Source organism: Massilia sp. CFBP 13721, assembly GCF_014842025.1.
GTDB lineage: Bacteria > Pseudomonadota > Gammaproteobacteria > Burkholderiales > Burkholderiaceae_D > Telluria.
Genome location: NZ_JACYUY010000007.1, coordinates 66,883 through 92,092, shown reverse-complemented (window position 1 = coordinate 92,092; position 25,210 = coordinate 66,883). Strand labels below are relative to the sequence as shown.

At 65.0% G+C, this 25,210-nt stretch carries 27 protein-coding genes; 23 read left to right on the top strand and 4 right to left on the bottom strand.

What is annotated here, in order from left to right; all coding sequences use genetic code 11:
- Nucleotides 1-85: 85 nt before the first annotated feature.
- The 7 genes from IFT60_RS08910 (at nucleotide 86) to IFT60_RS08880 (ending at nucleotide 4,191) form a co-directional block, all read left to right on the top strand.
- Nucleotides 86-283, top strand: a complete 198-nt coding sequence (locus IFT60_RS08910; RefSeq protein WP_192051601.1) for a hypothetical protein — start codon at nucleotides 86-88, stop codon at nucleotides 281-283.
- Nucleotides 284-569: 286 nt separating this feature from the next.
- The gene (fliS, locus tag IFT60_RS08905; RefSeq protein ID WP_192051600.1) at nucleotides 570-1,010 is read left to right on the top strand and encodes a flagellar export chaperone FliS; all 441 of its coding nucleotides are present in this window, start codon (nucleotides 570-572) and stop codon (nucleotides 1,008-1,010) included.
- Nucleotides 1,010-1,339 (top strand): flagellar protein FliT, encoded by a 330-nt coding sequence (gene fliT, locus IFT60_RS08900; protein ID WP_192051599.1) that lies wholly within the window; start codon nucleotides 1,010-1,012, stop codon nucleotides 1,337-1,339. The genes fliS and fliT overlap by 1 nt, the downstream gene beginning before the upstream one ends.
- Nucleotides 1,340-1,353: 14 nt before the next feature.
- Nucleotides 1,354-2,391, top strand: coding sequence for a flagellar hook-length control protein FliK (locus tag IFT60_RS08895; protein WP_192051598.1), 1,038 nt, complete (start codon nucleotides 1,354-1,356; stop codon nucleotides 2,389-2,391).
- A 10-nt stretch (nucleotides 2,392-2,401) separates the two neighbouring features.
- Complete coding sequence (locus IFT60_RS08890) at nucleotides 2,402-2,782, top strand: EscU/YscU/HrcU family type III secretion system export apparatus switch protein (protein WP_192051597.1); 381 nt, start codon at nucleotides 2,402-2,404, stop codon at nucleotides 2,780-2,782.
- On the top strand, nucleotides 2,775-3,524 hold the full coding sequence (locus tag IFT60_RS08885) for a flagellar brake protein (RefSeq protein ID WP_192051721.1): 750 nt from the start codon (nucleotides 2,775-2,777) through the stop codon (nucleotides 3,522-3,524). Before IFT60_RS08890 ends, IFT60_RS08885 begins: the two co-directional genes overlap by 8 nt.
- A 127-nt stretch (nucleotides 3,525-3,651) precedes the next feature.
- Complete coding sequence (locus IFT60_RS08880; RefSeq protein WP_192051596.1) at nucleotides 3,652-4,191, top strand: REP-associated tyrosine transposase; 540 nt, start codon at nucleotides 3,652-3,654, stop codon at nucleotides 4,189-4,191.
- A 115-nt stretch (nucleotides 4,192-4,306) separates the two neighbouring features.
- On the opposite strand, the gene fliE is transcribed toward IFT60_RS08880, so the two are convergent.
- Nucleotides 4,307-4,696 carry a flagellar hook-basal body complex protein FliE gene (gene fliE / locus IFT60_RS08875; RefSeq protein ID WP_192051595.1) on the bottom strand — a complete coding sequence of 130 codons (390 nt, stop codon included), beginning with the start codon at nucleotides 4,694-4,696 and terminating at the stop codon, nucleotides 4,307-4,309.
- A 188-nt stretch (nucleotides 4,697-4,884) separates the two neighbouring features.
- On the opposite strand from fliE, the gene fliF reads away from it, so the two are divergent.
- Genes fliF through IFT60_RS08845 form a run of 6 tightly spaced genes read left to right on the top strand, consistent with a single transcriptional unit; the run spans nucleotide 4,885 to nucleotide 11,496 of the window.
- Nucleotides 4,885-6,582, top strand: a complete 1,698-nt coding sequence (gene fliF, locus IFT60_RS08870; RefSeq protein ID WP_192051594.1) for a flagellar basal-body MS-ring/collar protein FliF — start codon at nucleotides 4,885-4,887, stop codon at nucleotides 6,580-6,582.
- Nucleotides 6,582-7,586 carry a flagellar motor switch protein FliG gene (fliG, locus tag IFT60_RS08865; protein WP_192051593.1) on the top strand — a complete coding sequence of 335 codons (1,005 nt, stop codon included), beginning with the start codon at nucleotides 6,582-6,584 and terminating at the stop codon, nucleotides 7,584-7,586. The genes fliF and fliG overlap by 1 nt, the downstream gene beginning before the upstream one ends.
- Nucleotides 7,587-7,605: 19 nt before the next feature.
- Nucleotides 7,606-8,346: a flagellar assembly protein FliH gene (locus IFT60_RS08860; protein WP_229510754.1), complete on the top strand. Its 741-nt coding sequence runs from the start codon at nucleotides 7,606-7,608 to the stop codon at nucleotides 8,344-8,346.
- A complete protein-coding gene (fliI, locus tag IFT60_RS08855; RefSeq protein WP_192051592.1) occupies nucleotides 8,346-9,746 on the top strand; it encodes a flagellar protein export ATPase FliI in 1,401 nt (466 codons plus the stop codon). The genes IFT60_RS08860 and fliI overlap by 1 nt, the downstream gene beginning before the upstream one ends.
- Nucleotides 9,747-9,779: 33 nt before the next feature.
- Nucleotides 9,780-10,220, top strand: a complete 441-nt coding sequence (gene fliJ / locus IFT60_RS08850) for a flagellar export protein FliJ (protein ID WP_192051591.1) — start codon at nucleotides 9,780-9,782, stop codon at nucleotides 10,218-10,220.
- Between the two features lie 7 nt (nucleotides 10,221-10,227).
- On the top strand, nucleotides 10,228-11,496 hold the full coding sequence (locus IFT60_RS08845) for a flagellar hook-length control protein FliK (RefSeq protein WP_192051590.1): 1,269 nt from the start codon (nucleotides 10,228-10,230) through the stop codon (nucleotides 11,494-11,496).
- A 105-nt stretch (nucleotides 11,497-11,601) separates the two neighbouring features.
- Here the strand turns inward: IFT60_RS08845 and IFT60_RS08840 are convergent, their stop codons facing one another.
- The gene (locus IFT60_RS08840) at nucleotides 11,602-11,787 is read right to left on the bottom strand and encodes a hypothetical protein (RefSeq protein ID WP_192087919.1); all 186 of its coding nucleotides are present in this window, start codon (nucleotides 11,785-11,787) and stop codon (nucleotides 11,602-11,604) included.
- On the opposite strand from IFT60_RS08840, the gene fliL reads away from it, so the two are divergent.
- From fliL to IFT60_RS08790, 10 genes are all read left to right on the top strand, one after another.
- A complete protein-coding gene (gene fliL, locus IFT60_RS08835) occupies nucleotides 11,729-12,241 on the top strand; it encodes a flagellar basal body-associated protein FliL (RefSeq protein WP_192051719.1) in 513 nt (170 codons plus the stop codon). The two genes, IFT60_RS08840 and fliL, sit on opposite strands and share 59 nt — an antisense overlap.
- Before the next feature lie 24 nt (nucleotides 12,242-12,265).
- Nucleotides 12,266-13,246, top strand: coding sequence for a flagellar motor switch protein FliM (gene fliM, locus IFT60_RS08830; RefSeq protein WP_192051589.1), 981 nt, complete (start codon nucleotides 12,266-12,268; stop codon nucleotides 13,244-13,246).
- Nucleotides 13,247-13,261: 15 nt separating this feature from the next.
- Nucleotides 13,262-13,681: a flagellar motor switch protein FliN gene (fliN, locus tag IFT60_RS08825; protein WP_192051588.1), complete on the top strand. Its 420-nt coding sequence runs from the start codon at nucleotides 13,262-13,264 to the stop codon at nucleotides 13,679-13,681.
- Nucleotides 13,678-14,562, top strand: a complete 885-nt coding sequence (gene fliO / locus IFT60_RS26480; RefSeq protein WP_229510753.1) for a flagellar biosynthetic protein FliO — start codon at nucleotides 13,678-13,680, stop codon at nucleotides 14,560-14,562. Before fliN ends, fliO begins: the two co-directional genes overlap by 4 nt.
- Nucleotides 14,563-14,574: 12 nt before the next feature.
- Nucleotides 14,575-15,318, top strand: a complete 744-nt coding sequence (fliP, locus tag IFT60_RS08815) for a flagellar type III secretion system pore protein FliP (RefSeq protein ID WP_192051587.1) — start codon at nucleotides 14,575-14,577, stop codon at nucleotides 15,316-15,318.
- 9 nt (nucleotides 15,319-15,327) lie between these two features.
- The gene (gene fliQ / locus IFT60_RS08810; protein WP_192051586.1) at nucleotides 15,328-15,597 is read left to right on the top strand and encodes a flagellar biosynthesis protein FliQ; all 270 of its coding nucleotides are present in this window, start codon (nucleotides 15,328-15,330) and stop codon (nucleotides 15,595-15,597) included.
- A 9-nt stretch (nucleotides 15,598-15,606) separates the two neighbouring features.
- On the top strand, nucleotides 15,607-16,446 hold the full coding sequence (gene fliR, locus IFT60_RS08805) for a flagellar biosynthetic protein FliR (protein ID WP_192051585.1): 840 nt from the start codon (nucleotides 15,607-15,609) through the stop codon (nucleotides 16,444-16,446).
- A gap of 124 nt (nucleotides 16,447-16,570) precedes the next feature.
- Nucleotides 16,571-18,967 carry a sensor domain-containing protein gene (locus IFT60_RS08800; RefSeq protein WP_192051584.1) on the top strand — a complete coding sequence of 799 codons (2,397 nt, stop codon included), beginning with the start codon at nucleotides 16,571-16,573 and terminating at the stop codon, nucleotides 18,965-18,967.
- A gap of 86 nt (nucleotides 18,968-19,053) precedes the next feature.
- Complete coding sequence (locus IFT60_RS08795; RefSeq protein WP_192051583.1) at nucleotides 19,054-21,528, top strand: putative bifunctional diguanylate cyclase/phosphodiesterase; 2,475 nt, start codon at nucleotides 19,054-19,056, stop codon at nucleotides 21,526-21,528.
- A complete protein-coding gene (locus IFT60_RS08790) occupies nucleotides 21,525-21,803 on the top strand; it encodes a DUF504 domain-containing protein (protein WP_192051582.1) in 279 nt (92 codons plus the stop codon). The genes IFT60_RS08795 and IFT60_RS08790 overlap by 4 nt, the downstream gene beginning before the upstream one ends.
- A gap of 187 nt (nucleotides 21,804-21,990) precedes the next feature.
- Here the strand turns inward: IFT60_RS08790 and flgL are convergent, their stop codons facing one another.
- The gene (flgL, locus tag IFT60_RS08785; protein WP_192051581.1) at nucleotides 21,991-23,214 is read right to left on the bottom strand and encodes a flagellar hook-associated protein FlgL; all 1,224 of its coding nucleotides are present in this window, start codon (nucleotides 23,212-23,214) and stop codon (nucleotides 21,991-21,993) included.
- Nucleotides 23,215-23,235: 21 nt separating this feature from the next.
- Entirely contained in the window at nucleotides 23,236-25,194 is a 1,959-nt protein-coding gene (gene flgK, locus IFT60_RS08780; protein ID WP_192051580.1) for a flagellar hook-associated protein FlgK, read from the bottom strand.
- Between the last annotated feature and the right edge of the window lie 16 nt (nucleotides 25,195-25,210).

Below are 25,210 nucleotides of genomic sequence, written 5' to 3'. Positions count from 1 at the left end.
ACATGGATATCATTGTATTAACGCGACACGGAAGGCGTATATGACGTTTGCCCGGCTGTCGACAGAGTCCCTTGGCTGAGTTTTTATGATGCAACGAAGAACCGACGAGCAAACGGCGCTGACCGCCGAATATGCTCTTTACCTGGTGGACATCCGCGGGGTCGAGTTCGCGCTGAACTATCTCGACACCTGTAACGTGTCGCGCTCGATCCTGACGCGCGCGCTGGAGTCGCCCGACTCGCGGCGCCACCACGAGCGCCGCAAACAGCCGCGCAACGACTGATTTTTTTCAAGCTGCGCGCCGGCCCGCGCCGACGCCGCGCAAACTCCCCTTCGCCCTCGCCCGCTTACCCGCCGGCTCGATCCCATTCCGTTATCGGCTTGATAAAGCCTGAAAAAGCCGGGTAATTATCCCTCTCAAGTCCGGTTAGAACCTGCCGTTAAGCAAGTAAACTACCCTCGCTGAAGAATGGCAGGCCGGCAGACAAACCGCCCCGACCAGCTGCAGCATGAACTTGGAGGAACGCCCAGCGGCGCGTTCCTCGCACAATGATGTATTGGAGAGCACGATGTTTGGATCGATGCAGCGCGGCGTGAATGCTTACGCCAAAGTAGGAATGGAAACCTCGGTGATTTCGGCCTCGCCCCATAAACTGATCGTATTGCTGTATGACGGCGCCCTGACCGCCATCAAGAACGCGGCAAACCACATGGCCGCCGGCCACATCGCCGAGAAAGGCGCCGCGATTGCCAAGGCGCTCGATATCATCAACAACGGCCTGCGTGCCAGCCTCGACAAGAAGGCCGGCGGCGAAATTGCCAGCAACCTGGATTCCCTGTACGTGTACATGACCGAACGCCTGCTCACCGCCAGCCTGCAGAACAAGACCGCCCTGCTCGACGAAGTGCAAACCCTGCTCGTCGACCTGCGCGACGCCTGGAACCAGATCGGCGAAAAGCCATTGCAGGCACCTTCGATGTCGAATTACCCCGTGATGGCGAGCGCCTGATGATGACCGGCCAGGAAGTCGTGCTGGAATACACCGCGGTTGCCGACCTGACCGGCCAGATGCTGGCCGCCGCCGAAGCCGGCGACTGGGACCACCTGACGGTCCTCGAGCAAGCCTGCACGGCGCACGTGAACATGCTCAAGCGCCAGGAAGCCGCGGTCGAACTGACCGCCTCGCACCGCCAGACCAAGATCGACTGCATCCGCCGCATCCTGGCCGACGACCGCAAGATCCGCGACCTGACCATGCCGTGGATGGCGCAGCTGTCCGCCCTGATCAGCAATTCCGGCACCCAGCGCCGCCTCGCCAACGCCTACGGCAGCGTGTAATTCCCTAGTTTCTTATGGTCGAGCGCATTCCCGGTCCCGGCCTCAAGGCCCTGCTACCGGTCCAGCCCGCGGCGCCGCTCGAACGCGCCGGCGACGCCCGCCTCGACGCCTTCCAGCGCACGCTTGCCACCATGCTCGGCAGCCAGGTACCGGTCTCGGTGCTGGCGCGCATGCAGGACGGCAGTTTCATGGTCCGTGTGGCCGACACGCCGGTGCGCATGGCGCTGCCGCCAGGCACCCAACCCGGCGCGCAACTGACCATGACGGTCCTCGCTGCCTCGCCGCAGCCGACCTTCGGCCTCGGCGACGCCGCCCTGCACGGCAAGCTGATTCCCCTGTCGGCAAACGCCGCCACGCTGGCGGCCGGCATCGCCGCTGCCGCCACGCCCCTGCCCGCATCCGATGCCCAAGCCGCCGACCTGAGTTCGGCCGCACGCCTGCTGGGCCAGATCCTGAAAAGCGCGGCCGGTGCGCCGCTGGCCTCCCTGCACGGAACGGCTCCGCTGGCGCCGCAGGGGGCACCCGACCCGGCGCAGCTGGCAAGCCAGTTGCAGCAAGCAGTCGCCAGGAGCGGCCTGTTCTACGAATCGCACCTGGCCCAGTGGGCCGACGGGCAGCGTCCGCTGGCCGAACTGATGGCCGAGCCGCAGGCGCAGAAAGCGCCGGGCACCCCACCGACCGATCCCGCCACCGCCCAGCTGATCAACCAGCAACTGGCGACCCAGGAATCCGGCCAGCTGGTGTGGCAGGGCCGGCTCGGACCGGACCAGCCGCTGCGCTGGGAAGTGCGGCGCGAGGAAGACGGCGCCTCCGGCCACGAACGCGATACCGACGCCCCCGGCTGGCAGAGCAGCCTGCGCCTGCGCTTCGCCCTGCTGGGCGAGGTGGAAGCGAGCGTCAGCCTGCGCGGCACGCAGCTGCACGTCGAACTGCTGGCGGCGCCCGATGCCGCCGGACAGCTGCGCGCCGGCGCGCCGCGTTTGCAGGACGCGCTGGCCGCTAGCGGCAACGAGCTGGCGGCCTTGCGCATCAACGCGCGCGAGGGCGCATGAGCGCGCATTCATGACCGAGTCTGTTCCCGGACGCCAGCAGCGCGCGGTCGCGCTGGCCTATGCGGCCGGCTCCGCCGCGCCGACGGTCGTCGCCAAGGGCCGCGGCCTGGTGGCCGAGCAGATCATCGCGCGCGCGCAGGAAGCCGGCGTGTTCGTGCACGAATCGAAGGAACTGGTGGCGCTGCTGATGGAAATCGACCTCGACGGCCAGATTCCGCCCGCCCTCTACCGCGCAATTGCGGAACTGTTAGCATGGCTATATCATATTGAGTCAGCGCAACAACTCGGCCATTCGCTCCCGGCGCCGGCTCCGCCTGACAGCGCCCTTTTTATTGACTCACCTGCAGATTCACCTGCACGATCGGCGGAACAAGATGCAAGCAATGCATGATGCGGAACTGGAAAACTGGCACGACTACGAAGTGCAGTCGCGCCGCGAGATCGTGGCGCTGCTGCGCCAGATCGGCGAAAAGAAGCAGCTGATCCGCATGAAGATCAAGGGCGAGGCCGACGTCTGCGTCACCTCGATCCTGGAAATCGATGCCGACGAAGACGTGTTCGTGCTCGACCGCTCGATCAATCGCGAACAGAACGAGCGCATCGTGCAGGCCAAAAGCGTGCTGTGCGAAACCTATCTCGACAAGATCCGCATCCTGTTCAGCGTCAGCGGCGTGCAAGACATCGAGCACCGCGGTTCCGGCGCCCTGGCTGCGGCGATTCCGGGCTCGCTCATCCGCCTGCAGCGGCGCGAGTTCTACCGCATGCCGACGCCGCTGACCAATCCGGTGCCGGCCCTGATCCCGCTGCCGCCGGCACTGGGCGGCGGCAACGCCAGCTTCCCGCTGGCCGACATCAGCTGCGGCGGCATTTCGCTGCTCGACAACAAGCTGCAATTGAACTCGACGGTCGGCCAGACCTTCACCGATTGCCGCATCGACCTGCCGGACATTGGCCAGGTCACCACCTCGCTCCAGGTACGCAACGCGCTCGATCTCACCATGCTCAACAACAAGCCGACGCGCCGCATCGGCTGCATGTTCGTCGACATCTCGCGCGCCAACATGGCGGCGGTGCAGCGATATATCACCAAGCTCGAACGTGAGCGCAATGCCAGGCTAGCTGGGCTTTCGTAGGGTGGGCACTCGTGCCCACGCGGTCTCACATTCTGCAACCCTCCTGCTCCTGCACATTGGCCCTGTCTGCGTCACGATTGATCCAACACATCCATAACCGCCTGGTGCCGCACTACGATGCCGCACCATGTCACGCTACCGCCGCCTTCTCACTGGCTCTACTTACTTCTTCACGGTCGTCGCGCATCGCCGGCGCCCGATTTTTTGCAACCCGTTAATCCGATCGAACCTCGCACAAGCGATCCGGTTTGTTCGTGGCATCCGTCCGTTTGTTATCGATGCGTGGATCCTGCTACCTGATCACATGCATTGCATCTGGACTCTGCCGGAGAACGATGTCGATTACTCGACCCGCTGGGCGACCATCAAACGCTACGTATCAAGCTACTCCTCCCACGTTCTGCACAATGATGCGATCTCGACACCATCGCGTCGGAATCGACGCGAGTCGACCATCTGGCAGCGGCGCTTCTGGGAGCATCAAATTCGTAACGACGAGGATTTTGAACGGCACATGGATTACATTCATTTCAACCCGGTGAAGCATGGGTATGTCGAACGGGTCATGGATTGGCCACATTCGACGTTTCATCGGTATGTGCGTGACGGAATGTATGCGCGGGATTGGGGTAGGTCGGATGAGATCGCGGGGATGTTGATCGAGTAGGCGATGGTGGTGTGCGTGAGTCCGACCGCGTGGGCACAAGTGCCCACCCTACAAAAGCAAAAGGGCCGCATTCTCTTACAGAACGCAGCCCTTTTGCATGATGCGATCAATCCGATCACACCTGCATGTTCATGATCTCATGATACGCCGACACCAGCTTGTTGCGCACCTGCACAGTCGCCTGGAAAGCGATGCTCGACTTTTGCATGGCGATCATGGTGTCGGACAGGCTGACGCTGTCGTCGCCCATGGCGAATTTCTGGCCGAGTTCTTCGGCGTGCTTCTGGGAGTTGCTGACCTGTTCGAGCGAATTTTTCAACGCGTCGGAGAAGCTGACCTTCGACGGGCCTTCGTTGACGGCGCCGCCGCCGCCGAGTCCGCCCAGGGCGCCGGGGCCGCCGGGGGCCAGCGAAGGCGCGGCCGGCTTGGTGGCGGCAGCCTTGAGCTGGGCCATCATCGCCTCGATGCGGCTGCCGTCGATGCCGCCGATTCCGCCTATGCTCATGGGTTCTCCTGGTATGTTCGTGCGTGCCCCGGCAAGGTGTACCGGAGCGATGTCAGGCTTACAGGTTACCAGTCCCCATGCAAGCGGCTCGTTCGAGCAGGAGGGGAAAGCGGCCCCTATTCCCGCGTTTGAATGTTGCCGTGTGGCTTCATAATCCGGTCCTGATCTCCTTTCTCCCCTGGACAAACATGGCCGCGACCGCCGACGACCTGCTCGACAATCCTGCTGCTCCACAACCGTTCCTGAAAACCCCGATGGGCCGCAACGTGCTCATCGGCGGTGGCGTGGCGGCCGTGTTGGCCGTTGTCGTGGCGATCTGGATGTGGAGCAGTACTCCGGATTACCGCGTGCTGTATGCCAACTACAGCGACAAGGATGGCGGCGCCCTCACCGCCGCGCTCGACCAGATGGGCGTGAAGTATAAATTTTCCGAAGGCGGCACCGCGATCCTTGTGCCGGCCGAGCAGGTCCCCGACCTGCGCCTGAAACTCGCTTCGCAGGGTCTGCCGAAAGGCGGCAACGTCGGCTTCGAGCTGATGGAAAACCAGAAGCTGGGCGTCTCCCAGTTCCTCGAGCAAGTCAATTACCAGCGTTCGCTCGAAGGCGAGCTGGCCCGTTCGATCCAGTCGCTCGGCTCGGTGGCCGGCGCGCGCGTGCACCTGGCGCTGCCGAAGCCGTCGGTATTCGTGCGCGACCAGCAAAAGCCGACCGCTTCCGTCCTGCTGAACCTGCAGTCGGGCCGTGCGCTCGATCCGGGCCAGGTCAGCGCCATCGTGCACCTGGTGGCGTCGAGCATTCCTGAACTGACCATCGGCAACGTCACCGTGGTCGACCAGAACGGCAACCTGCTGTCCGAGCAGCCGAAGCAGAATGGCTTGAACAAACAGCTCGACGCCACCCAGTTGAAGTACGTCGAGCAGGTGCAGCAGAACATCATCAAGCAGGTCGAATCGCTGATCACCCCGATCGTCGGCAAGGGCAACGTGCGCGCCGAAGCGACCGCCGAAGTCGATTTCGCCCAGGTCGACACCGCTGCCGAGATGTACAAGCCGAATTCGCCGCCGGAGCCGCAGGCGATCCGCAGCCAGCAGACCTCGGAGCAGACTGGCGCCACGACCGGCCCGGCCAACGGCATCCCGGGCGCGCTGTCGAACCAGCCGCCGGGCGTGGCCACCGCCCCGCTCGACGGTGGCGCCCCGGCCGCCGCGCCGCAGACGACCACCGGCCCGGCCAGCAAGAATGCCACCACCAACTACGAGCTCGACAAGACGATCCGCTACGAGCAGCGTCCGATGGGCGGCATCAAGCGCCTGACGGTGGGCGTGGTGGTGAATTACCGCCGTTCGGTTGACCCGAACACCGGCAAGATTACCGTGAAACCGCTGGCCGCGGCCGAAGTCGCGCAGATCAACGAGCTGGTGAAACAGGCGATGGGTTACTCGCAGGCGCGCGGCGACACCATGAACGTGGCAAATGCCCCGTTCGACGGCGTCGACCGCCCGGACGAGAATGGTCCGGACTGGTACAAGGACCCGGCCAACCTGCCGCTGGCGATGCAGATCGGTAAATACCTGCTGATCGCCGCCGTGCTCGCCTTCCTGTACTTCCGCATCCTGCGCCCGCTGCTGCGCCCCGTGGTGCGCAAGTTCGACGAAGCGACCGCCGAGCCGGAAGCCGACAAGAAGGACGACGACGAAGACGACGAAGATGCGATCGTCGCCCTCGACGGCAAGCCGGCGCTGGGACCGGACGGCATGCCGCTCGAGGAAGAGGAAGCACCGCGGGAGCGCAGTTACCGCGCCAACCTGGCGATGGCAAAAGAGATGGCGAAGAATGATCCGCGCATCGTGGCAAACGTAATCAAGGCATGGGTGGGACAGGAATAATGAGCGACAAGGACAAGGACGGCATCACCAAAGCGGCAATCCTGATGCTCGCCATGGGCGAGGAGGAAGCGGCCGAAGTCATGAAATTCCTGGGCCCGCGCGAAGTGCTGAAACTCGGCGCGGCGATGGCGGCGATGAAATCGGTGCAGCACGAGCAGGTGGTTAGCGTGCTGGAATCGTTCCGCGACGAAGCCGACGCCCACTCGACGGTCGGCCTCGATTCGGACGAATACATCCGCGAAGTGCTGACCAAGGCGCTGGGCGACGACAAGGCCGCCGTGCTGCTGAACCGCATTTTGGGCGGCAAGGACGCCTCGGGCATCGAAAGCCTGAAGTGGATGGACGCGCAATCGGTGTCGGAACTGATCCGCAACGAGCACCCGCAGATCATCGCCACCATCCTGGTGCACCTCGAGCGCGACCAGGCCTGCGAGATCCTGAGCCACTTTTCGGACCGCCTGCGCAACGACGTCGTGCTGCGCATCGCCACGCTGGACGGCGTGCAGCCGGCCGCATTGCGCGAGCTGAACGACGTGCTGACCAAGCTGCTGTCGGGTAACGAGCATATTAAAAAGTCGTCGCTCGGCGGCGTGCGCACCGCGGCCGAGATCCTGAACTTCATGGCCGGCGAGCAGGAAAGCGCGGTGATGGAAAACATCAAGAACTACGACAACGACATGGCGCAGAAGATCATGGACGAGATGTTCGTGTTCGACAACGTCATCGACATCGACGACCGCGGCATCCAGTTGCTGCTGCGCGAAGTGCAGTCGGACATGCTGATCATCGCGCTGAAAGGCGCTTCCCAGGACTTGCGTGAGAAAATCTTCCGCAACATGAGCCAGCGCGCCAGCGAAATGATGCGGGAAGACCTGGAATCGAAAGGTCCGGTACGCTTGTCGGAAGTGGAAGCGCAGCAGAAGCAGATTCTGCAAATCGTGCGCCGCCTGGCCGACGAAGGGCAGATCGTGTTGGGTGGCAAGGGCGACGATTCCTTCGTTTAACCGGTAGAGTCAGGTACAGATGAGCAAAGACACGCAGGGCGCCTTCAAGCGCTGGGAAATGACCTCCTTCGGCGACGAGCGGCCCAGTTCGCTGGCGGCGCGCATCCAGGCCGAAGAGCGAGCGGCTGCCGCAGCGGCGTCCGCCTCCGCCGCGGCTGCGCCCCACGTACCGGCCGCCCAGGCGGCGCCGGCGATGCAATTCCCCACCGCCGCCGAGCTCGAAGCGCTGCGCGAAGGCGCGCGCGCCGAGGGTTATGCCGAGGGCCTGGAAGAAGGCCGCGCGGAAGGCCGCGCCGCCGGCCGTGCCGAAGCCCATGAAGCCGGCCGCCAGGAAGTGGCGGCCGAGATGGAGACCCTGCGCGCCATGGCCGCCAGCTTCAGCGGCGCCGTTACCGCCGCCGACGAAACGATCGCCGCCGACGTGCTCGACCTCGCCCTGCACCTGGCGCGCTCGATGGTGCGCACCGCGTTTACGGTGCGCCCCGAACTGATCATCCCGATCGTGCGCGAAGCGATCGATTACCTGCCGGTGCTGCAGCAGCCGGCGATCCTGGCGCTGAATCCGGACGACATCGAGATCGTGCGCGCCGCCCTGTCCGACGAACTCGATAAAGGTGGCTGGCGCGTGGTGGCCGATCCGCAAATCGGCCGCGGCGGCTGCAAGGTCGATACCGCCAGCAACCAGATCGATGCCCAGGCCGCCGCGCGCTGGGAACGCCTGACGCATGCGCTGGGCAAGAACGTCGAGTGGCTGGGCTGATGACCTCCAACCTGGACCGTCACACGGCGCGCTGGAAGTCCTACCTGTCCGACTGCGACTCGCTGCTGAATTTCGTCGAGCCGATGCAGGTCTCGGGCCGCGTCACGCGCGTGGCCGGCCTGGTGATGGAATGCGTCGGCCTGCGCCTGGCAGTCGGCAGCGCCTGTACCATCCCGCTGCCCAACGGCGCGAAAATCGAGGCCGAAGTGGTCGGCTTCGAGGGCGAGCGCCTGTTCCTGATGCCGCAATCCGACGTCGAAGGCGTGGTGCCCGGCTCGCGCGTGTTCCCGGTCGAAACCCCGGTGCCGCGTCCCGGCACCGTCAACCACCCGCGCCGCCGTCCGAGCGACCGCGCGCGCCACCTGCCGGTCGGCTGGAGCCTGCTCGGACGCGTGGTCGACGGCGCCGGCCGTCCGCTCGACGGCAAGGGTCCGCTCGGCACCGACGAGGTCGCGCCGATCAATGCCCGCCCCGTCAACCCGCTCGACCGCGCGCCGATCAAGGACACGCTCGACGTCGGCGTACGTGCCATCAATTCGATGCTGACCGTCGGCCGCGGCCAGCGCCTGGGCCTGTTCGCCGGTACCGGCGTCGGCAAATCGGTGCTACTTGGCATGATCGCGCGCTACACCACGGCGGACGTGATCGTCGTCGGCCTGATCGGCGAGCGCGGGCGTGAGGTGAAAGAATTCATCGAACAGATCCTGGGGCCGGAAGGCATGGCGCGCTCGGCCGTGGTAGCCGCGCCGGCCGACAGCCCGCCGCTGATGCGCCTGCAGGGCGCGGCCTATGCCACGGCGATTGCCGAACACTTCCGTGACCAGGGCAAGAGCGTGCTCTTGATTATGGATTCGCTGACCCGCTATGCGATGGCGCAGCGCGAAATCGCGCTGGCGATTGGCGAGCCGCCGGCGACGAAAGGCTATCCACCCTCGGTGTTCGCCAAGCTGCCGGTGCTGGTCGAGCGCGCCGGCAATGGGCTCGAAGGCGGCGGTTCGATCACCGCGTTTTATACCGTGCTGTCCGAGGGCGATGATCAACAAGACCCGATCGCGGATGCCGCGCGCGGTATCCTGGATGGCCACATCGTCCTGAACCGCCACCTGGCCGAAGCCGGCCATTATCCGGCCATCGACATCGAACAATCGATCAGCCGCGCCATGCACGGCATTACCACGCACGAGCACCAGCTGGCCGCGCGCAAGCTGAAACAGCTGTACTCGCGTTACCAGCGTTCGCGCGACCTGATCAGCGTCGGCGCCTATGCCCCGGGCAGCGACCCGGTGCTGGACCAGGCGATCGCCCTGAACGCCCAGATCGAAGAATTCCTGTGCCAGGAAATTTTCGAAAACACGAATATGGGCCAGAGCTTGGGGCAATTGACCTCTCTGTTCAGCTGATCGGTTTGAGTTTGCCCTGGCTATACTTTCACCATGGCAAATACTTCCGCTCTTGAAACACTGATCGAACTGGCGCAGCGCGATTCCGACGATGCCGCCAAGCGCTTGGGCGCGGCCCTCAAAGAGGTCGAGAATGCGCAACAAAAACTGAACATGCTGCTTGGTTACCGCGACGATTACGCGAACCGCCTCGACCAGGCGCAGATGAACGGCATCACGCCCTTCGCTTACGCCAATTTCGTCGCCTTTGTCGGCAAGCTCGACAACGCGATCAATGGCCAGCAGGAAGTCGTGAAACACGCGAAATACAAGAGCGAGCTGGAAAAGACGACCTGGCAGGAAAGCGAACGCAAGCGCCTGTCCTACCGCACCCTGAACGACCGCGCCGCCGCCGAAGCCTTGAAAATCGAAAACAAGCGCGACCAGAAAATGATGGACGACCACGCGGCACGCACCGTCCGCACCAACCGCTAAAGCCACCATGCACACCAATTCCCTCCCGATCCAGTTCAACGCCCCCGCTGCCCCGGCGCCGAACCTGCGCACGACGATGCCGGGCAACAGCGAGGCCGTGAAGTTCGGCGCCACGCTGACCCGTCAGATCGAGCAGCGCCAGATGGAACAGCGCCAGGCGCTAGTGCGCCCGCAGGCACAGCCAGCCATGCCCCAGCCGGCCATGCCGCAGCAAGCCGCCGCGCCCAAGCCGCAGGCCGCTCCCAAGCCGGCGCCGAACGACCCGAAGCCTGCCTCGCGCGAGATGGTCAAGCAGGCTGCGAAGGAAACCGAGCACCCTGCTTCGACCTCGAAAGCCGATGCTGCAGGCAGCGCCGACAAGACGGCCGCAGCCGGCAAAGGGGAAGGCGAAGAAACCGAAACGTCGCCGGACGCCAAGGCCGCCGACGCCGTCGTCGACATGCTGGCGCTGGTGGCCAGCTTCAACCAGGTGCAGCAGGCCGCCGCGCCGGTGACGCCGGTTGCCACCCAGGCTGCGGCGCCGCAAGCCGACGACCTGCTTGCGCAAAGCGGCGGCAAGGCCGGCGTTCTGCCGGAAGACGCCCTCGCCGCGGCAACCGATGCGCCGCAGGACAAGGCTGCGCCGGGCATCGACCCGCGTGCACTCGACATGGGCAAGATGGGCGAAAGCGGCAAGTTGCCGGCCGAGCGCGCCGACTTCGCGTCCGCCTTGCGCGACAGTGCGGTCCACGCCGCCAGCATGAAGGAACCCGCGCCGGCCGAGGCCTTGACCAGCCTCACGGCCCAGGCCACCGCCCTGCAGACCGCGCAAGCGGCCGGCAGCGCCCCGACCGACCGCCTGAGCGCGCGCGTCGGCACCCCGGCCTGGGACAACCAGGTCGGCCAGAAAGTAATCTGGATGGTCGGCGGCGAAGACCAGAGCGCCACGCTCGAGCTGAACCCGCCGGATCTCGGTCCGGTGCAGGTGGTGCTGAACGTGTCGAACGACCTCGCCAGCGTGACCTTCTCGTCGCAGCAGCTGGAAGTGCGCCAGGCACTGGAAAACGCCTTGCCGCGCCTGCGCGAGATGATGAACGAGAGCGGCATCGCGCTCGGCAATGCGACCGTGAACGCCGGCGCCGAGGGCCGCCAGGGGCAGGATGGGCAGGGATCGGGCCGTCCGGGTGGCGGTCGTGGCGGCAATGGGAATGGCGGCGATGGCAGCGTGGCGGACGTGACGCCGCGGCAAGGTTCGCGCATTATCGGCGGGGCGGGAGCAGTGGATACGTTTGCCTAAGCAGGAAAACGATTCGTTACGGCCGCCATTGTGCGGCCGTTTTTTATGGCGACGTACGGTGGGCGGGAAACCCGCCCACGCTACGTCCCAGATCATGCTCCACCATCACATCCCCCAAGCAGACACCCCTTCCCCGCTCTTTTCAAAGCTTGCCGCTGCGCATTTTTTCTCGATAATGACATAATCACGCACCCCCATCAGGCACCCGAGGTAAATGAAAGCGAATCCGAAAATGAAGGCTGACCCGAAGGCGGAGGCAGCACCAGCATCAGGCTCCAAGAAAAAGCTCATGATCATGGCGATCGCGGGCGTGCTCGTGCTCGGCGGTGGGGGCGGCGCCGGCTGGTACTTCCTGCACGGCAGCGGCGACGCCGAGTCGGCGCATGCCGAAGAAGCGCCCAAGAAGAAGAAAAAGAAGGACAAGGCCGTCAAGGCCGAGTACGTGCCGATCGAAGCGTTTACGGTAAACCTGCAGCCCGAGACGGGCGACCAATACCTGCAAGTGCAGTTTACACTGCAGGTTGAAGGGCCGGAACAGGTCGCGCTCATCAAGGACAACATGGCCAAGGTGCGCAGCCGCGTCCTGCTCCTGCTGTCGGGCAAAAAGGCGTCGGAAATCAATACGGTCGAAGGCAAGCAGCAATTGGCGGCCGAGATCAAGGCCGTGGTGCAGGTGCCGTTCGACGAAGGCGGCGACGAACAGGACGTGGCCGACGTATTGTTTACCTCGTTTATCATTCAGTAAACAAGCATCGAGTAAAAACATACCATGGCCGATAATTTCCTCTCACAGGAAGAAGTCGATGCCCTCCTCAAGGGGGTCAACGGCGATCAGGACGACATTTCCGCGCCTGAAGACACCTCGGGAGTCCGCACCTACAACCTGGCGACCCAGGAGCGGATCGTGCGCGGCCGGATGCCGACGCTCGAGATCATCAACGAGCGTTTCGCGCGCCTGCTGCGCATCGGCCTGTTCAACTTCGTGCGCCGAAGCGCCGAGGTGTCGGTCGGTTCGGTGCGCGTCTCCAAGTACAGCGAATTCATCCGCAACCTGGTGGTCCCGACCAACCTCAACCTGATCCACATGAAACCGCTGCGCGGCACCGCGCTGATGGTGTTCGATCCGGGCCTGGTGTTCCTGCTGGTCGACAACCTGTTCGGCGGCGACGGGCGTTTCCACACCCGCGTCGAGGGCCGCGACTTCACCCAGACCGAGCAGCGCATCATCCTGCGCATCCTCGACATCGTGTTCGAGGCGTATACCAAGTCGTGGGAGCCGGTCTACCCGATCGAATTCGAGTACATCCGTTCCGAGATGAACACGCAATTTGCGAACATCGCGACGCCCAACGAAGTCGTGGTATCGTCCACCTTCACGATCGAGCTGGGCCCGGTGTCGGGCCAGATTCACTTCTGCATGCCGTATTCGATGATCGAGCCGATCCGCGATGCGCTCACCTCCAGCCTGCAGGGCGAGGCGCTCGAAGTAGACAAGCGCTGGATCCGCCTGATGACGCAGCAGATCCAGGTGGCCGAAGTCGAACTCGTGGCCGAACTCGGCCACGGCAAGGCGAACTTCGACGAGATCCTCAACATGAAAATCGGCGACGTGATTCCGATCACGGTCCCGGAAATGGTCCAGGCGACGGTGGATGGCGTGCCGGTGATGGAATGCTCATATGGCGTCTTCAACGGCCAGTACGCGCTGAAGGTCGAAAAACTGCTGGCCAACAGCGACAGCTTCAAGTAATTCAGGAGAAACACCATGTCTGACAACCAGGACGATCAATTCCTCGACGACGATTGGGGCGCCGCCATCGCCGAGCAGGCCGCCGCCGAGGCCGCCGCGCTGCAAAAGCAGCAGACCGCCAGCGCCGCCGTGTTCCAGGACTTCGGCACCAAGAACCCGCGCCCGGACACCCCGAACGACATCGACTTCATCCTCGACATCCCGGTGCAGCTGACCGTGGAACTGGGCCGCACCAAGATCGCCATCAAGAACCTGCTGCAGCTGGCGCAGGGCTCGGTCGTCGAACTCGACGGCCTGGCCGGCGAGCCGATGGACGTGCTGGTGAATGGCTGCCTGATCGCCCAGGGCGAGGTGGTGGTCGTGAACGACAAGTTCGGTATCCGCCTGACTGATATCATCACGCCTTCGGAACGGATCAGAAAATTGAATAAATGATGTCCACGCGCGCCACCGCCTGCCCTCCTGCCACTTCCTCCGCGGCCAGCACCCGGGTTGTACGCCCCGCCAGCTGGTCCGTACGCATGGCGCGGGGCGGCGCAGGCGCGCTGCTGGCGTCGCTTTGCCTGCTGCCGCTGGCGGCCTGCGCGATGCAGCCGGCCAGCACCGGCAGCGGAACCACGGCTGCGCCGGTCGCGGCCCAGCCGGTAACGCCGGCCCCGGCGGCGCGCCAGCAGGATGGCGCCAGTGCCGCGGCAGGCCGGCAGGATAGCGGCGTGCCGGCGCAGGCGTCGATACCTGTGGCACCCCGCAATACCGCTCCCGCCGCATCTCCGAATACCCCCACGGATACACCCGTTGCTGAACGCGCGACCACGGTCGGCGAAGTCCCGACCACGGCCGGCGTCAGCGATGCGCCCGCTCCCGCCGTGGCCAGCATGCCCGCCGCGCCAGCCGCGATTCCCGGCACGCCCGCCAATCCAGCCAGCACGGTAACCATGCCGCAAGCGGCGCCCGGCCCCTCCACCGGCAGCTTGCTGCAAACCATCTTTGCCCTCGTGCTGGTGCTGGCCCTGCTGGCGGCGCTGGCCTGGGCCGCGAAACGCTACGGCCCGCGCGTGACCGGCAGCACCGCCAACCTGCGCATGGTCGGCGCCCTGAATATCGGCGGACGCGAACGCATCATGGTGGTCGAAGTGGGCGATCAATGGATCGTGGTTGGTGCCTCCCCCGGCCGCGTGAATGCGCTGGCGACGATGCCCAAGGGCGACGCAGGCGCCAACACTGCGGCGGGCGCCACCCTCGCCGGCCACACGCCGTCGGCATCGAATTTTTCCGACTGGCTGAAACAGACGATCGACAAGCGCAACGCGAAATAAGGTAACACCGTAATGCGACCTACGAAAAAACTCCTGCTGGCGGCGAGCCTGGTAGCGCTGCCGCTGGCGGTGCTGGCGGCGCCCGGCGTGCCGGCATTCACCACCGCACCAAGCCCCGGCGGCGGCACCACCTACACCCTGCCGGTGCAGACGCTGCTCCTGATGACGGCGTTCACCTTCCTGCCGGCGGCGCTGCTGATGATGACGAGTTTTACCCGCATCATCATCGTGCTGTCCCTGCTGCGCCAGGCGATCGGCACCCAGACCGCACCGCCGAACCAGGTGATGATCGGCCTGGCCCTGTTCCTGACCCTGTTCGTGATGGGGCCGACCTTCGACAAGATCTATACCGACGCCTACCTGCCGCTGCAGGAAGACCGCATCCAGATGACCGAAGCGATGAGCCGCGGCGCCCAGCCGCTGAAGGACTTCATGGTCAAGCAGACGCGCCAGTCGGACCTCGCCATGTTCGTCAAGATTTCGCGCACGCCCGCCCTGCAGGGACCGGAAGACATTCCGCTGCGCGTCCTGATCCCCGCCTTCGTCACCAGCGAACTCAAGACCGCGTTCCAGATCGGCTTCGCCATCTTCATCCCCTTCCTGATCATCGACATGGTGGTGGCGTCGGTGCTGATGGCGATGGGCATGATGATGATGTCGCCGGCCGTGATTTCGCTGCCGTTCAAGATGATGCTGTTCGTGCTGGTCGATGGCTGGCAGCTGCTGCTCGGCTCCCTGTCCCAGAGTTTTAACTAGGAACGCACGATGACGCCCGAATCCGTCATGACGATGGGCCGCCAGGCCATGGAAATCACGCTGCTGGTCTCGGCGCCGCTGCTGTTCGTGGCGCTCGTCATCGGCCTGGTGGTCAGCATCTTCCAGGCCGCCACCCAGATCAACGAAGCGACCCTCTCCTTCATCCCGAAACTGGTCGGCGTGTTCGTCGCCCTGGTGATTGCCGGGCCCTGGATGCTGTCGGTGATGCTCGACTACATGCGCCAGGTGTTCACGGGCATCCCGGGCATGGTGAGCTAAGCTGGTCCCGTGCTGACGCTGACTTCGCTTGAGATCAACGCCTGGATCGCGGGCCTGCTGTGGCCGCTCACGCGCATCCTCGGCATGCTGGCCTCGGCCCCGCTGTTCGGCCATGCCAGCGTGCCGAACCAGGTCAAAGTCATCCTCGGCGTGCTGCTGGCGCTGATCATCGCGCCCACCGTGCCGAACATTCCGGCGGTCGACCCGATGTCCTACGCGGGCCTGCTGATCCTGCTGCAGGAACTGCTGGTCGGGCTGGGAATGGGCTTCGCCATGCGCCTGGTGTTCGCCGCCATCGAATACGCGGGCGAACTGGCCAGCTCATCGATGGGTTTTTCCTTTGCCTCGTTTTTCGACCCCACCACCCAGGGCCGCTCGGCCGCCATCAGCCAGTTCCTGTCGATGGTGGCGACCATGGCCTTCCTGGCCGTGAACGCGCACCTGGTACTGCTGGCGGCGCTGTCGGAAAGTTTCATCAGCCTGCCGATCTCGAGCACGCCGCTCTCGTCCGCCGCGCCGCTCGAACTGGCGCGCCTGGGCAGCCGCATCTTCTCGGCCGGCCTGCAGATCGCGCTGCCGATCATCGCCGCCCTGCTCATCACCAACGTCGCCCTCGGCATCCTGACGCGCGCCGCGCCGCAGCTGAACATCTTCGGCATCGGCTTCCCGATCACGCTCGGCGTCGGCATGCTGACGCTCTCGGTGGCGCTGCCCTACCTGAACACGCCGGTCCAGAACCTGTTCAACGAAGGCATCGAAGCCGGCCGCCGCATCCCGCGCGCCGCGGCGGAACGGGTCCCGCCCGCGCCCGTGCCGCCGCGTCCGGCGCCAGCCGTTCTAACGCCATAGGCGGTAGGGTGGTCGGCTGCATACGGCTCGATCATTTTCTGTTCCATATCTCCAAACGAATTCCACTCGCTCCGGCCCGTTCGCTGGACTATCATGAGTTGTGCATGCCCGCCGGAGAACGCGTTTGAATTTTTCACCGTTACCCCTCGCCGTCTTCGTTGTCGACGCCAGCGGCACCATTGCCAGCTGGAATAAAGCCTGCGAAAAACTTGCCGGTTATACCGCAGCCGATATCCGCAGCAAGACGCTCGAGGAGATCATCGAGTTCGACACCGTTGCCGGAGCGACGCTGTCGCCGCCGATGTCCATCACGGCCCGCGTCGAGATCGACTCGACCGGCCAGCTCCGTTGCGCCAACGGCAACAGCATACCGGTACGCATCACGATCGCGCCGCAGTCGCTCGATCCCGACCAGCCCGGCACCTTCAGCGTGATCGTCATTCCCCGCAACGGCCTGGTACCGCCGCGCTACGCGCTGATCCGCGATTTGCCGACCGCCGACATCATCGAAGGCCTGCCTTGCGTGTTCTACGTGATCGACCAGAGCGGCCACCTGCTGCTGTGGAACCGCCAGCTCGAAATGGCGCTGGAAATGACGAGCGAGGAATTGCCGACCTGCGAGGTCCAGCACTTTTTCGACGAGAAGGAGCGGCCCGTGGTCTTACGCGCCGTCCTCAATGCCTTCGAGCACGGCCATTCCACGCACGAGGCGGAACTGGTCGGCAAGCACGGCAAGCGCACCAGCCTGCTCTTCCACTGCGCCCGTACCAGCCTGGGCGAACTGCCCGTGATCTTCGGCACCGGCCTCGACATCAGCGACCGCAAGCAGACCGAACAAGGCCTGCGGGTGCGCGAGCGCGCCATCTATTCGAGCGTGAACGCGATCGTCATCACCTGCTGCGAGGACGGCAAGAATCCGATCGAGTACGTGAATCCGGCCTTCGAACAAATGACCGGCTATACGCTGGCGGAAATCAAGGGCCGCGATCCGCGCTTCATGCGCATCGAGGGCTGCGACACGGCCGAGCACAAGCGCATCCAAGACGCCTTGCTGAAACGCGAAAGCGTGCAGGTCGTCCTGCGCAACAAGCGCAAGAACGGTGAAGTGTTCTGGAACGATTTGCGCATCGACCCGGTCAGCAATATCGAGGGCGAGGTCACCCATTTCGTCGGCGTCATCAACGACATCACCGAGGCGCGCCACTACGAGCGGCGCCTGCACCACCTGGCCCACCACGACCCGCTGACGGGCCTCGCCAACCGCACCCTGTTGCAGGACGAACTCAAGTTTTCCATCGATTTTGCCGTGCGCAACAAGGCGCTGGGAGCGCTCGCCTTTCTCGACCTCGACAACTTCAAGCACATCAACGACAACTTCGGCCATGAGGCCGGCGACGCCGTGCTGCGCGAGATCGCCGGCCGCCTCAAGGCGAGCGTGCGCGACAACGACACGGTGGCGCGCGTCGGTGGCGACGAATTCGTGCTGGTGATCAATAACCAGCCCGGCGACGAGCAACTCGCCGACCTGATGGAACGCATCCGCCAGCGCGTGAGCGCCCCGATCGCGGTCGGCGGACGCGAGATCCTGGCCGGCACCAGCATCGGCGTCGCCCGCTTTCCGCTGGATGGCGACACGGTCGACCGCGTGATGCGCGCAGCCGACGCGGCGATGTACCACGCCAAGGCCATGGGCAAGAACAACTGCCAGTTCTATTCAAACGAACTGAACCAGATCGTGCACCAGCACCTGATGCTCGAAGCCAGTTTGTCGAAGGCGATCGGCAACCACGAAATGGTGCTCGGCTACCAGCCCAAGGTCGACCTGCGCACCGGCAAGGTGGTCGGCGCCGAAGCGCTGGTGCGCTGGAACCATCCGCAAAACGGCATGGTGCCGCCGGACGAATTCATTCCGGTGGCCGAGGAAACCGGCCTCATCGTGCCGCTCGGCGAATGGGTGATCGTCGAGGCTTGCGGCGCCCTGAAAGCCCTGGAAGCGCTCGGCATCACCGATTTCGTGATCTCGGTGAACCTGTCGCCGCGCCAGCTGCGCCAGCGCCAGTTCGCCGCGGGACTCGGGCGTACCCTGGCGCGCCTGGGCGTGAATCCGGCCAATCTAGAACTGGAAGTGACGGAAAGCCAGCTGATGGGCCATCCCGACGAGGCCATGCAGGCGCTGGCCGACCTGAAAGCGCTGGGCGTGCGCCTGTCGATCGACGACTTCGGCACCGGCTATTCGAGCCTGTCGCACCTGCAGAAATTCCCGGTCGATTTCATCAAGATCGACCGCTCCTTCCTCGGCAACGTCGCCCTCGACGAGCACGCCGTGATCGCCCGCGCCATCATCGCGTTGGGGCACAACCTGAAGCTGAAAGTGATCGCCGAAGGGGTGGAAACGCTGGAACAGCTCAACTTCCTGCGCAACAACGACTGCGACCAGATGCAGGGCTGGTACTTCAGCCCGGCGCTGTCGCAACGCTCGCTCGAAGAGATGCTGTGCAGCGATGCGCGCTTGCCGGGATAGGCTCTCAGAGCAGGATATCCGAAAGCATGCAGGACCCGTGAGCGCCGTGCTACGATCCCGCACTGCTCTCAAATGATCCACTTCACGTGAACTTCGGCTCCCGCTTCACCCTTCGCTACATCGCTGCAATCCGCTGGTTCATTCCCCTCGAGGTGCGTGAGAATGCCGCCACCCTGACGCGTGCGCAGAACGTCATCAATGCCGTCGTCATGGCCGCCCTTTCCGGTCCCTTCTACGCCTGGGTCTACGCTGCGCTCGGCTATGGCGCGGCGGCCCGGGTCATCCTGACCTGCTGCGCCGGCATGTTCGTCGCTCCCTTCCTGATGCGCGCCACGAAAAGCATCGTGGTGGGCCGCGAAGTGTTCCTGTGCGCGGTGTTCTTCAACTTCAGCTGGCTGACCTACGCGATGGGCGGCGTGGGTGCGCCGACCGCCGGCTGGATGGTGATTCCGCCGATGGTCGCCATGTTCCTGGGTGGCTTCGCCACCGCCATGTTCTGGCTCGGCCTGACCTGCGCCACCATCGCCCTCATCTACGCCCTGCCCTTGCTCGGCATCCCGCTGCCGGCGCACCCGATCGAGGACATGGCGCTGCTGCACGTACTGTGCGACGTCGGCCTGTACATCGTCATCGTCCTGTTCGTGCTGCTGTTCGAGCTGACCAAGACGCAAGGCTTCATCCAGCTGCAGCACGCGCTCGACTTTCTGCACGAACTGGCGACGCGCGATGCGCTGACCGGCGGCCACAAGCGCCGCCGCCTGCTGGCACTGGCCGACGAGGAACGCAAGGATTTTGGACACGGCAGTGCGGGCTTCAGCCTGTGCCTGCTCGAGATCGACGGCATCCGCCGCATCAACGCCAGCCACGGCCACGCCGCCGGCGACCTGGTACTGCACGAGGTGGCGCTGTGCGTCAAGGCGGCCCTGCGCGACGGCGATGCGTTCGGGCGCTACGGCGGCGCGCAATTGCTGGTGCTGCTGCCGGGAGCGACGCAGGAAGAAGCGCTCGTGCTGGCCGAACGGGTGCGCCACGCCGTGGAGCAGTTGCGCTTCACCGGCATCGTGCCGGCGCCGACCGTGACGGTCTCGGTCGGGGTGGCGGCCTTCCGCGCCGGCGAATCGATCGGCCAGACCATGGCGCGCGCCGACGAAGCGCTGGCCCAGGCCGCATCGAACACGGGCAACCGCGTGGTCGCGTATGGGCAGGCGCCGCAAGCAAGCGCGCCGGCTGCCGACGAAACCGTCCCCGACCTGGTCGACGCTACCCGGGTCGATGCCTTGACGGGGCTGCTCAGCCGGCGCGTCCTGCGCGGCCGCCTTGGGCATGCCATGGCGCGCGCACTGCGCAATGGCCGCCCGGTCGCGCTGATGCTGCTGAACCTGAACAAACTCAAGGACATCAACGACGCCTTCGGTATCGCCGGCGGCGATACGGTGCTGGCGCAGGCCGCCGCGCAGGTGCGCGCCTGCCTGCACGTAGCGGACACGATTGTCCGCGCCAGTGGCGACGAATTCATCGTCATCCTCGAAGACCTGGACGGCGCCGCGGCAGCGCAGCACGTCGCGGAAAGGATCCTGGACCACTTCGCCTTTCCGCTGCTCGTGGCCGAGCGCGAATGCGCACTGAACCTGTCGATCGGCATCGCTATCTTCCCGGCGCCCGGGTGTGACATGGACGCCCTGCTGGAACGCGCCCGGATCGCCATGACCCGCGCCAGGAACTGGGGTGGCAACCACGTCCAGCTGTATGCGCCGGACACCGCCCTGGCGCCGGACGGACGCCTGGCCCTGAAGAACGACCTGCGCAACGCGCTCGGCGCGCACCAGCTGCGGCTCGCCTACCGGCCGCGGGTCGATCTCGCCAGCGGACAGTTGGCCGGCGTCGAAACGCTGGTGCACTGGGTCCACCCCGTCCATGGCCGCCTGGAGGCGGCGCGCTTCATGACGCTGGCCGAGGAAACCAGCCTGGTACTGCCGATCGGCGAATGGGTATTGCGCAGTGCCTGCCGCCAGAACGCCACCTGGCGCGCGGCCGGCCTGGCGCCGCTGCGCACGGCGGTGGCGCTGTCGGCGCGCCAGCTGGCGCATCCCGGCATGGCCGAGAGCATCCTGGCGATCGTCAGGGAAACCGGCATCGAACCGCACTGCCTCGAAGTGCAGGTGCTTGAAACGGCGCTGGCCGATGCGCTGCCGCTGCACGCGGCGCTGCTCGGCACACTGCGCCGCGCCGGCGTGCGCATCGCCATCGGCGGCTTCGGCCTGGGCGGCCCCGGCCTGCGCCTGCTGGCCGGGCTGCCCGTGGATACGCTGAAACTGGAGCGCAGCTTCATCGGGCCGCTTGGACAGGATGAACGCGCCTCTGCGCTGGCGCAATCGATCGTCGACCTGGCGCACCGCCTGCATATCGCGGTCATCGCCAACGCGGTCGAGACCGAGGCCCAACTGGCCGCGCTGCGCGCCATGGGCTGCGATGCCGCGCAGGGCGACTACGTCGCCCACCCTGCCGCCGCCGCCGGGATTGCCCAGCTGTTTCACCAGCTATCGACCTGCCCCACGCCATGACACCCATCCACGACATCATCAACCGCATCATGTGGGACGTCGACTTCGGCAACGCCGACTTCGTCATCGGCTACTACGACCGCGTCTACAAGCGCGTCGTGCGCGTCTCGTTCGAGCGCATCCGACTCGAAAAGGGCCAGCATTTCGGCTTCGACCTGATCGGCCGCGACGGCGAAGCGCGCATGGTGCCGTATCACCGGGTGCGCGAAGTGATGCGCAATGGGGTCATGGTATGGAGCCGGCCCGCACTCCAGGAATCGGAGGCAAATGGGTAGTGGTCTGGAGCCGGCCACACCAGCCCGCATGCCAAGAACCGTAGGGTGGACTCCGTCCACGGCCATACCTGTGCATGCCGCAACGTTTGCGAGTACGTTTCGATATGCGTACGTGGCACCGCGTGGGCAGAGCCCACCCTACGGACCGCGAGATGCCTCGATCAACCGATCCTACGGGCTTGCGCCATTAACCGATGTAATTAAACAGCGACAAACTCGACATCGTCTTGAACGATTTCTGCGCCGCTTCCAGCGTCGTCTGCTGGGTCGCGTACTGCGAGATCGCTTTGACGATGTCGAGGTCCTGCAGCTTCGACAGGGTGGCGTCGTACTGGATGCCGAGGTCGGAGCCGGAGCTGTCGAGGTAGTCGAGTTCCTTCATGCGCGAGCCGACCGAGGCGCGTACCGTGAGGATGTTGTCGAGCGAGGATTTCAGGCCTTCGCTGGCCGTATTCAGCTTGTTCGACAGGGTGGCGCGGCTGTTGGTGTCTTCGCCGGAATCGCGCAGCGCATTGACCAGGTTGGTCATGGTGGTGAAGATCGATTCCTTTTCGCTCGGCTTGACTTCGAACTTGTCGCCGTTGGCCGGGGCGCCGGTGATCGCGAACGAGGTGCCGTCGAAGGCGATCTGCTTGCCGCTCACATACGGTTCGTCGGCCAGCACGCTGCTGTGCGGCGAGGTGCTGGTGTCCGTCACGCTGTAGGTGGTCACGGCCGGAGTGCCGGCGACCTTGAATGCGAGCGTGTAGTTGTGGCCGGTCAGTTTGGTGGCGTCGGCGACGGAACCGCTGACGGCGACCGCCCCGCCCTGGTTGCCGTCGACCATCTTGGTCTGGTAGCTGCCGTTGCCGGTGCGGTTGTTCTCGAAGATCGAGCTGCCCGAGTCGCTGATTGCGATCGCGCGCGAAGAGCCGACCTGGAGTTTGCGCTGGCCCTGGTCGCCCTGGTAGGCGGCGCCAGTGTCGGTCTGGATGAAGGGGGCGGTGGTGCCGCGGTAGCCCGAGAACAGGTAGCCACCGGAACCGTCGGCGGTATTGGCCACGCCCAGCAGGTCCTGCATGCGCCCTTCGATTTCGGTGGCGATCATCAGCCGGTCCGATTTCGACAGCGTGCCGTTGCCGGCCTGGACCACCAGGGTCTGTACGTCCATCAGCAGGTCGCCGCTGTCGCTGAGCGCGCCTTCGACCAGCGACAGCGAGCTGTTGGCGTTCGAACGGTTGGTCGCGTACTGCTCGTTGAGCGACTTCGACTGGGTCACTTCGAGCGCGCGCGCCGAGGCGATCGGGTCGTCGGCCGCGGTCAGCATGCGTTTGTTGGTGGCCAGCTGCATCTGGGTGCGCGCCATGTTCGACTGCAGCGTGTTGAGCTGGGTCGTCGCGTTTTCGTAGATGCTTTTTGTGCTGATGCGCATGGCTTACTCCTCGTGGAACGCTTAGCGTCCGATCGACAGCAACGTGTCGAAAATGGTGTTGGCGATCTGCATGACCTTGCCGGCGGCCTGGTAGGCCTGCTGGTACTTCAGCAGATTGGTCGCTTCCTCGTCCAGGTTCACGCCCGAGACATCCGAGGCCGCGCCCTGCACCTGCTTGAGCAGGGCCTCGCCGGCGCTGGCATTGACCTGCACTTCGCGCGTCTTGTTGCCGACCGCGCTGACGGTCTGGGCAAAGGCCGACTGGTAGGTGGCGCTGCCGCCATTGAAGATGTTCTTGGTCTGCAGCGCGCCCAGCGCCTGGATGTTGCGCGTGTCGGCGGTGCCGGCGGTGTTGGCGTTGACGGTAAAGGTATCGCCCTGCTGCGGCGCGCCCGCCATCGTCAGGTTCACGCCGGAAAAGCTGTAGCTGGCGCCGGACTTGAACGGTGCGCTGCCGCCCGTGTGGGTCGTGGTGGCGCCGTTCAGGGTCATGGTGACCGTGGCGCCGGCCGGGAAGCCGGTCAATTGGCCGCCGCCGGCCGCATCGAAACTGAGCGACACCGGCAGGCTGGGCGGCGCCGTGAAATAACCGGCGCTGACGCTGCCGGCGCTGACCTGGCCGGTGCCCTTGTTGGCGATCGGCGCGGCGGTGGCGATCGGCGAACCGGCCGCGATCTGGCTGACGTCCGACAGCGCCACGCCGAAGCCGGAAGCGCCGTTCGCGGTTGGGCGCACCAGGTAGTTGTCGCCCGCAGCGGCATTGCCGGAAAAGGAAAACTCGACGCCGTCGATGGTGCGCGTGGTGCCGCCCGGGTTGTACGGATCGACCTTGGTGCGCTGGTTGTCGGACAGCCGCGTGACGAAGAAATTGCTGCCGTCGGACTCGACCTTGTAGTCGCTGTCGGTCAGCTGGGTCGGATCGGTGACGACGGCGCCCACTTTACCAGTGCTGGTGCGGGCATTGTCGGCGGCCGCCGTCACCGAGGCCGGCGCCTGCACGAAGAAATCCTTGCCCTGCTGGCCGCTGCCGTCGATGCCGAGCTTGTGCTGGGAATTGAAAGTGAACGCCATGCCGATCGCCAGGCGGCCGATCGAATTCTGCACGCGGTCGAGCGTGCCGCTGCGGAACTCGAGCAGCCCGCCCAGCTCGCCGCCCGAGAGCGCGTTTTCCGGCAATTGCGTGACCTTGTCGCCGGTAACGTAGCCGACCGTCAGGCGCGTCAGGTCGGTCGGCGTCTGCATCGCCGCCAGCTGGAAGGCTTGCTGGCCCACGACCAGCGGCTGGCCGTTGCCGATCGAGATGTTGTAGGCATTGTTGCTGCCGGCGGTAACCGTCGCCTTGACGTGCTTGTTCAGCTCCATGACGATCTGGTCGCGCTGGTCGAGCAGGTCGTTCGGCGCGCGGTGTTCGATCGAACCGTAGGAACCGATCTTGTTGTTGATCTCGGCGATCTGCTTGGCGTAGGTGTTGATCAGGTTGACGTTGGTCTCGATCTGCGTGTTCACGCCGGCGCCGATTTCTTCAAGGCGCGCGTCGATCTGCTGGAAGCTGCCCGCCAGCGTTTCCGACGAGGACAGCAGCGCCTGGCGCGACGGGATCGAAGCGCCGTTGCCGGTCACGTCCTGCACGCTCGAGAAAAAGTTCTGCATCGCCGGCGACAGGCCGGAGGTCGTGTCGGCCAGCAGGTTGTCGATCTGGCTGATCTGCGAGTAATACGAATCGAGCGACGCGGTCGAGGCCGTGGCCGTGCGCACCTGGTTGTTCAGGAAATCGTCGCTGTAGCGCTTGATCTCGGCCACACGGGTGCCGGTGCCGACGAAACCGGCGCCCGTCTCCATCGTCGTCGAATTGGCCTGCACCACGCCCTGGCGGCTATAGCCTTCCACGTTGGCGTTGGTGATGTTATGGCCGGTCGTCGTCAGCGCGGTTTGCGCTGCGAACAATCCGCTTTTGCCGATGCTGAGGAGGTTTCCGGACATGATTTTCTCTGGGTGA

What these genes read in the sequence shown, in the direction of transcription:
- IFT60_RS08910 (WP_192051601.1), top strand. Translation starts at nt 86, where the DNA reads ATGATGCAACGAAGAACCGACGAGCAAACGGCGCTGACCGCCGAATAT.
- fliS (WP_192051600.1), top strand. Translation starts at nt 570, where the DNA reads ATGTTTGGATCGATGCAGCGCGGCGTGAATGCTTACGCCAAAGTAGGA.
- fliT (WP_192051599.1), top strand. Translation starts at nt 1,010, where the DNA reads ATGATGACCGGCCAGGAAGTCGTGCTGGAATACACCGCGGTTGCCGAC.
- IFT60_RS08895 (WP_192051598.1), top strand. Translation starts at nt 1,354, where the DNA reads ATGGTCGAGCGCATTCCCGGTCCCGGCCTCAAGGCCCTGCTACCGGTC.
- IFT60_RS08890 (WP_192051597.1), top strand. Translation starts at nt 2,402, where the DNA reads ATGACCGAGTCTGTTCCCGGACGCCAGCAGCGCGCGGTCGCGCTGGCC.
- IFT60_RS08885 (WP_192051721.1), top strand. Translation starts at nt 2,775, where the DNA reads ATGCATGATGCGGAACTGGAAAACTGGCACGACTACGAAGTGCAGTCG.
- IFT60_RS08880 (WP_192051596.1), top strand. Translation starts at nt 3,652, where the DNA reads ATGTCACGCTACCGCCGCCTTCTCACTGGCTCTACTTACTTCTTCACG.
- fliE (WP_192051595.1), bottom strand. Translation starts at nt 4,696, where the DNA reads ATGAGCATAGGCGGAATCGGCGGCATCGACGGCAGCCGCATCGAGGCG.
- fliF (WP_192051594.1), top strand. Translation starts at nt 4,885, where the DNA reads ATGGCCGCGACCGCCGACGACCTGCTCGACAATCCTGCTGCTCCACAA.
- fliG (WP_192051593.1), top strand. Translation starts at nt 6,582, where the DNA reads ATGAGCGACAAGGACAAGGACGGCATCACCAAAGCGGCAATCCTGATG.
- IFT60_RS08860 (WP_229510754.1), top strand. Translation starts at nt 7,606, where the DNA reads ATGAGCAAAGACACGCAGGGCGCCTTCAAGCGCTGGGAAATGACCTCC.
- fliI (WP_192051592.1), top strand. Translation starts at nt 8,346, where the DNA reads ATGACCTCCAACCTGGACCGTCACACGGCGCGCTGGAAGTCCTACCTG.
- fliJ (WP_192051591.1), top strand. Translation starts at nt 9,780, where the DNA reads ATGGCAAATACTTCCGCTCTTGAAACACTGATCGAACTGGCGCAGCGC.
- IFT60_RS08845 (WP_192051590.1), top strand. Translation starts at nt 10,228, where the DNA reads ATGCACACCAATTCCCTCCCGATCCAGTTCAACGCCCCCGCTGCCCCG.
- fliL (WP_192051719.1), top strand. Translation starts at nt 11,729, where the DNA reads ATGAAGGCTGACCCGAAGGCGGAGGCAGCACCAGCATCAGGCTCCAAG.
- IFT60_RS08840 (WP_192087919.1), bottom strand. Translation starts at nt 11,787, where the DNA reads ATGAGCTTTTTCTTGGAGCCTGATGCTGGTGCTGCCTCCGCCTTCGGG.
- fliM (WP_192051589.1), top strand. Translation starts at nt 12,266, where the DNA reads ATGGCCGATAATTTCCTCTCACAGGAAGAAGTCGATGCCCTCCTCAAG.
- fliN (WP_192051588.1), top strand. Translation starts at nt 13,262, where the DNA reads ATGTCTGACAACCAGGACGATCAATTCCTCGACGACGATTGGGGCGCC.
- fliO (WP_229510753.1), top strand. Translation starts at nt 13,678, where the DNA reads ATGATGTCCACGCGCGCCACCGCCTGCCCTCCTGCCACTTCCTCCGCG.
- fliP (WP_192051587.1), top strand. Translation starts at nt 14,575, where the DNA reads ATGCGACCTACGAAAAAACTCCTGCTGGCGGCGAGCCTGGTAGCGCTG.
- fliQ (WP_192051586.1), top strand. Translation starts at nt 15,328, where the DNA reads ATGACGCCCGAATCCGTCATGACGATGGGCCGCCAGGCCATGGAAATC.
- IFT60_RS08790 (WP_192051582.1), top strand. Translation starts at nt 21,525, where the DNA reads ATGACACCCATCCACGACATCATCAACCGCATCATGTGGGACGTCGAC.
- flgL (WP_192051581.1), bottom strand. Translation starts at nt 23,214, where the DNA reads ATGCGCATCAGCACAAAAAGCATCTACGAAAACGCGACGACCCAGCTC.
- flgK (WP_192051580.1), bottom strand. Translation starts at nt 25,194, where the DNA reads ATGTCCGGAAACCTCCTCAGCATCGGCAAAAGCGGATTGTTCGCAGCG.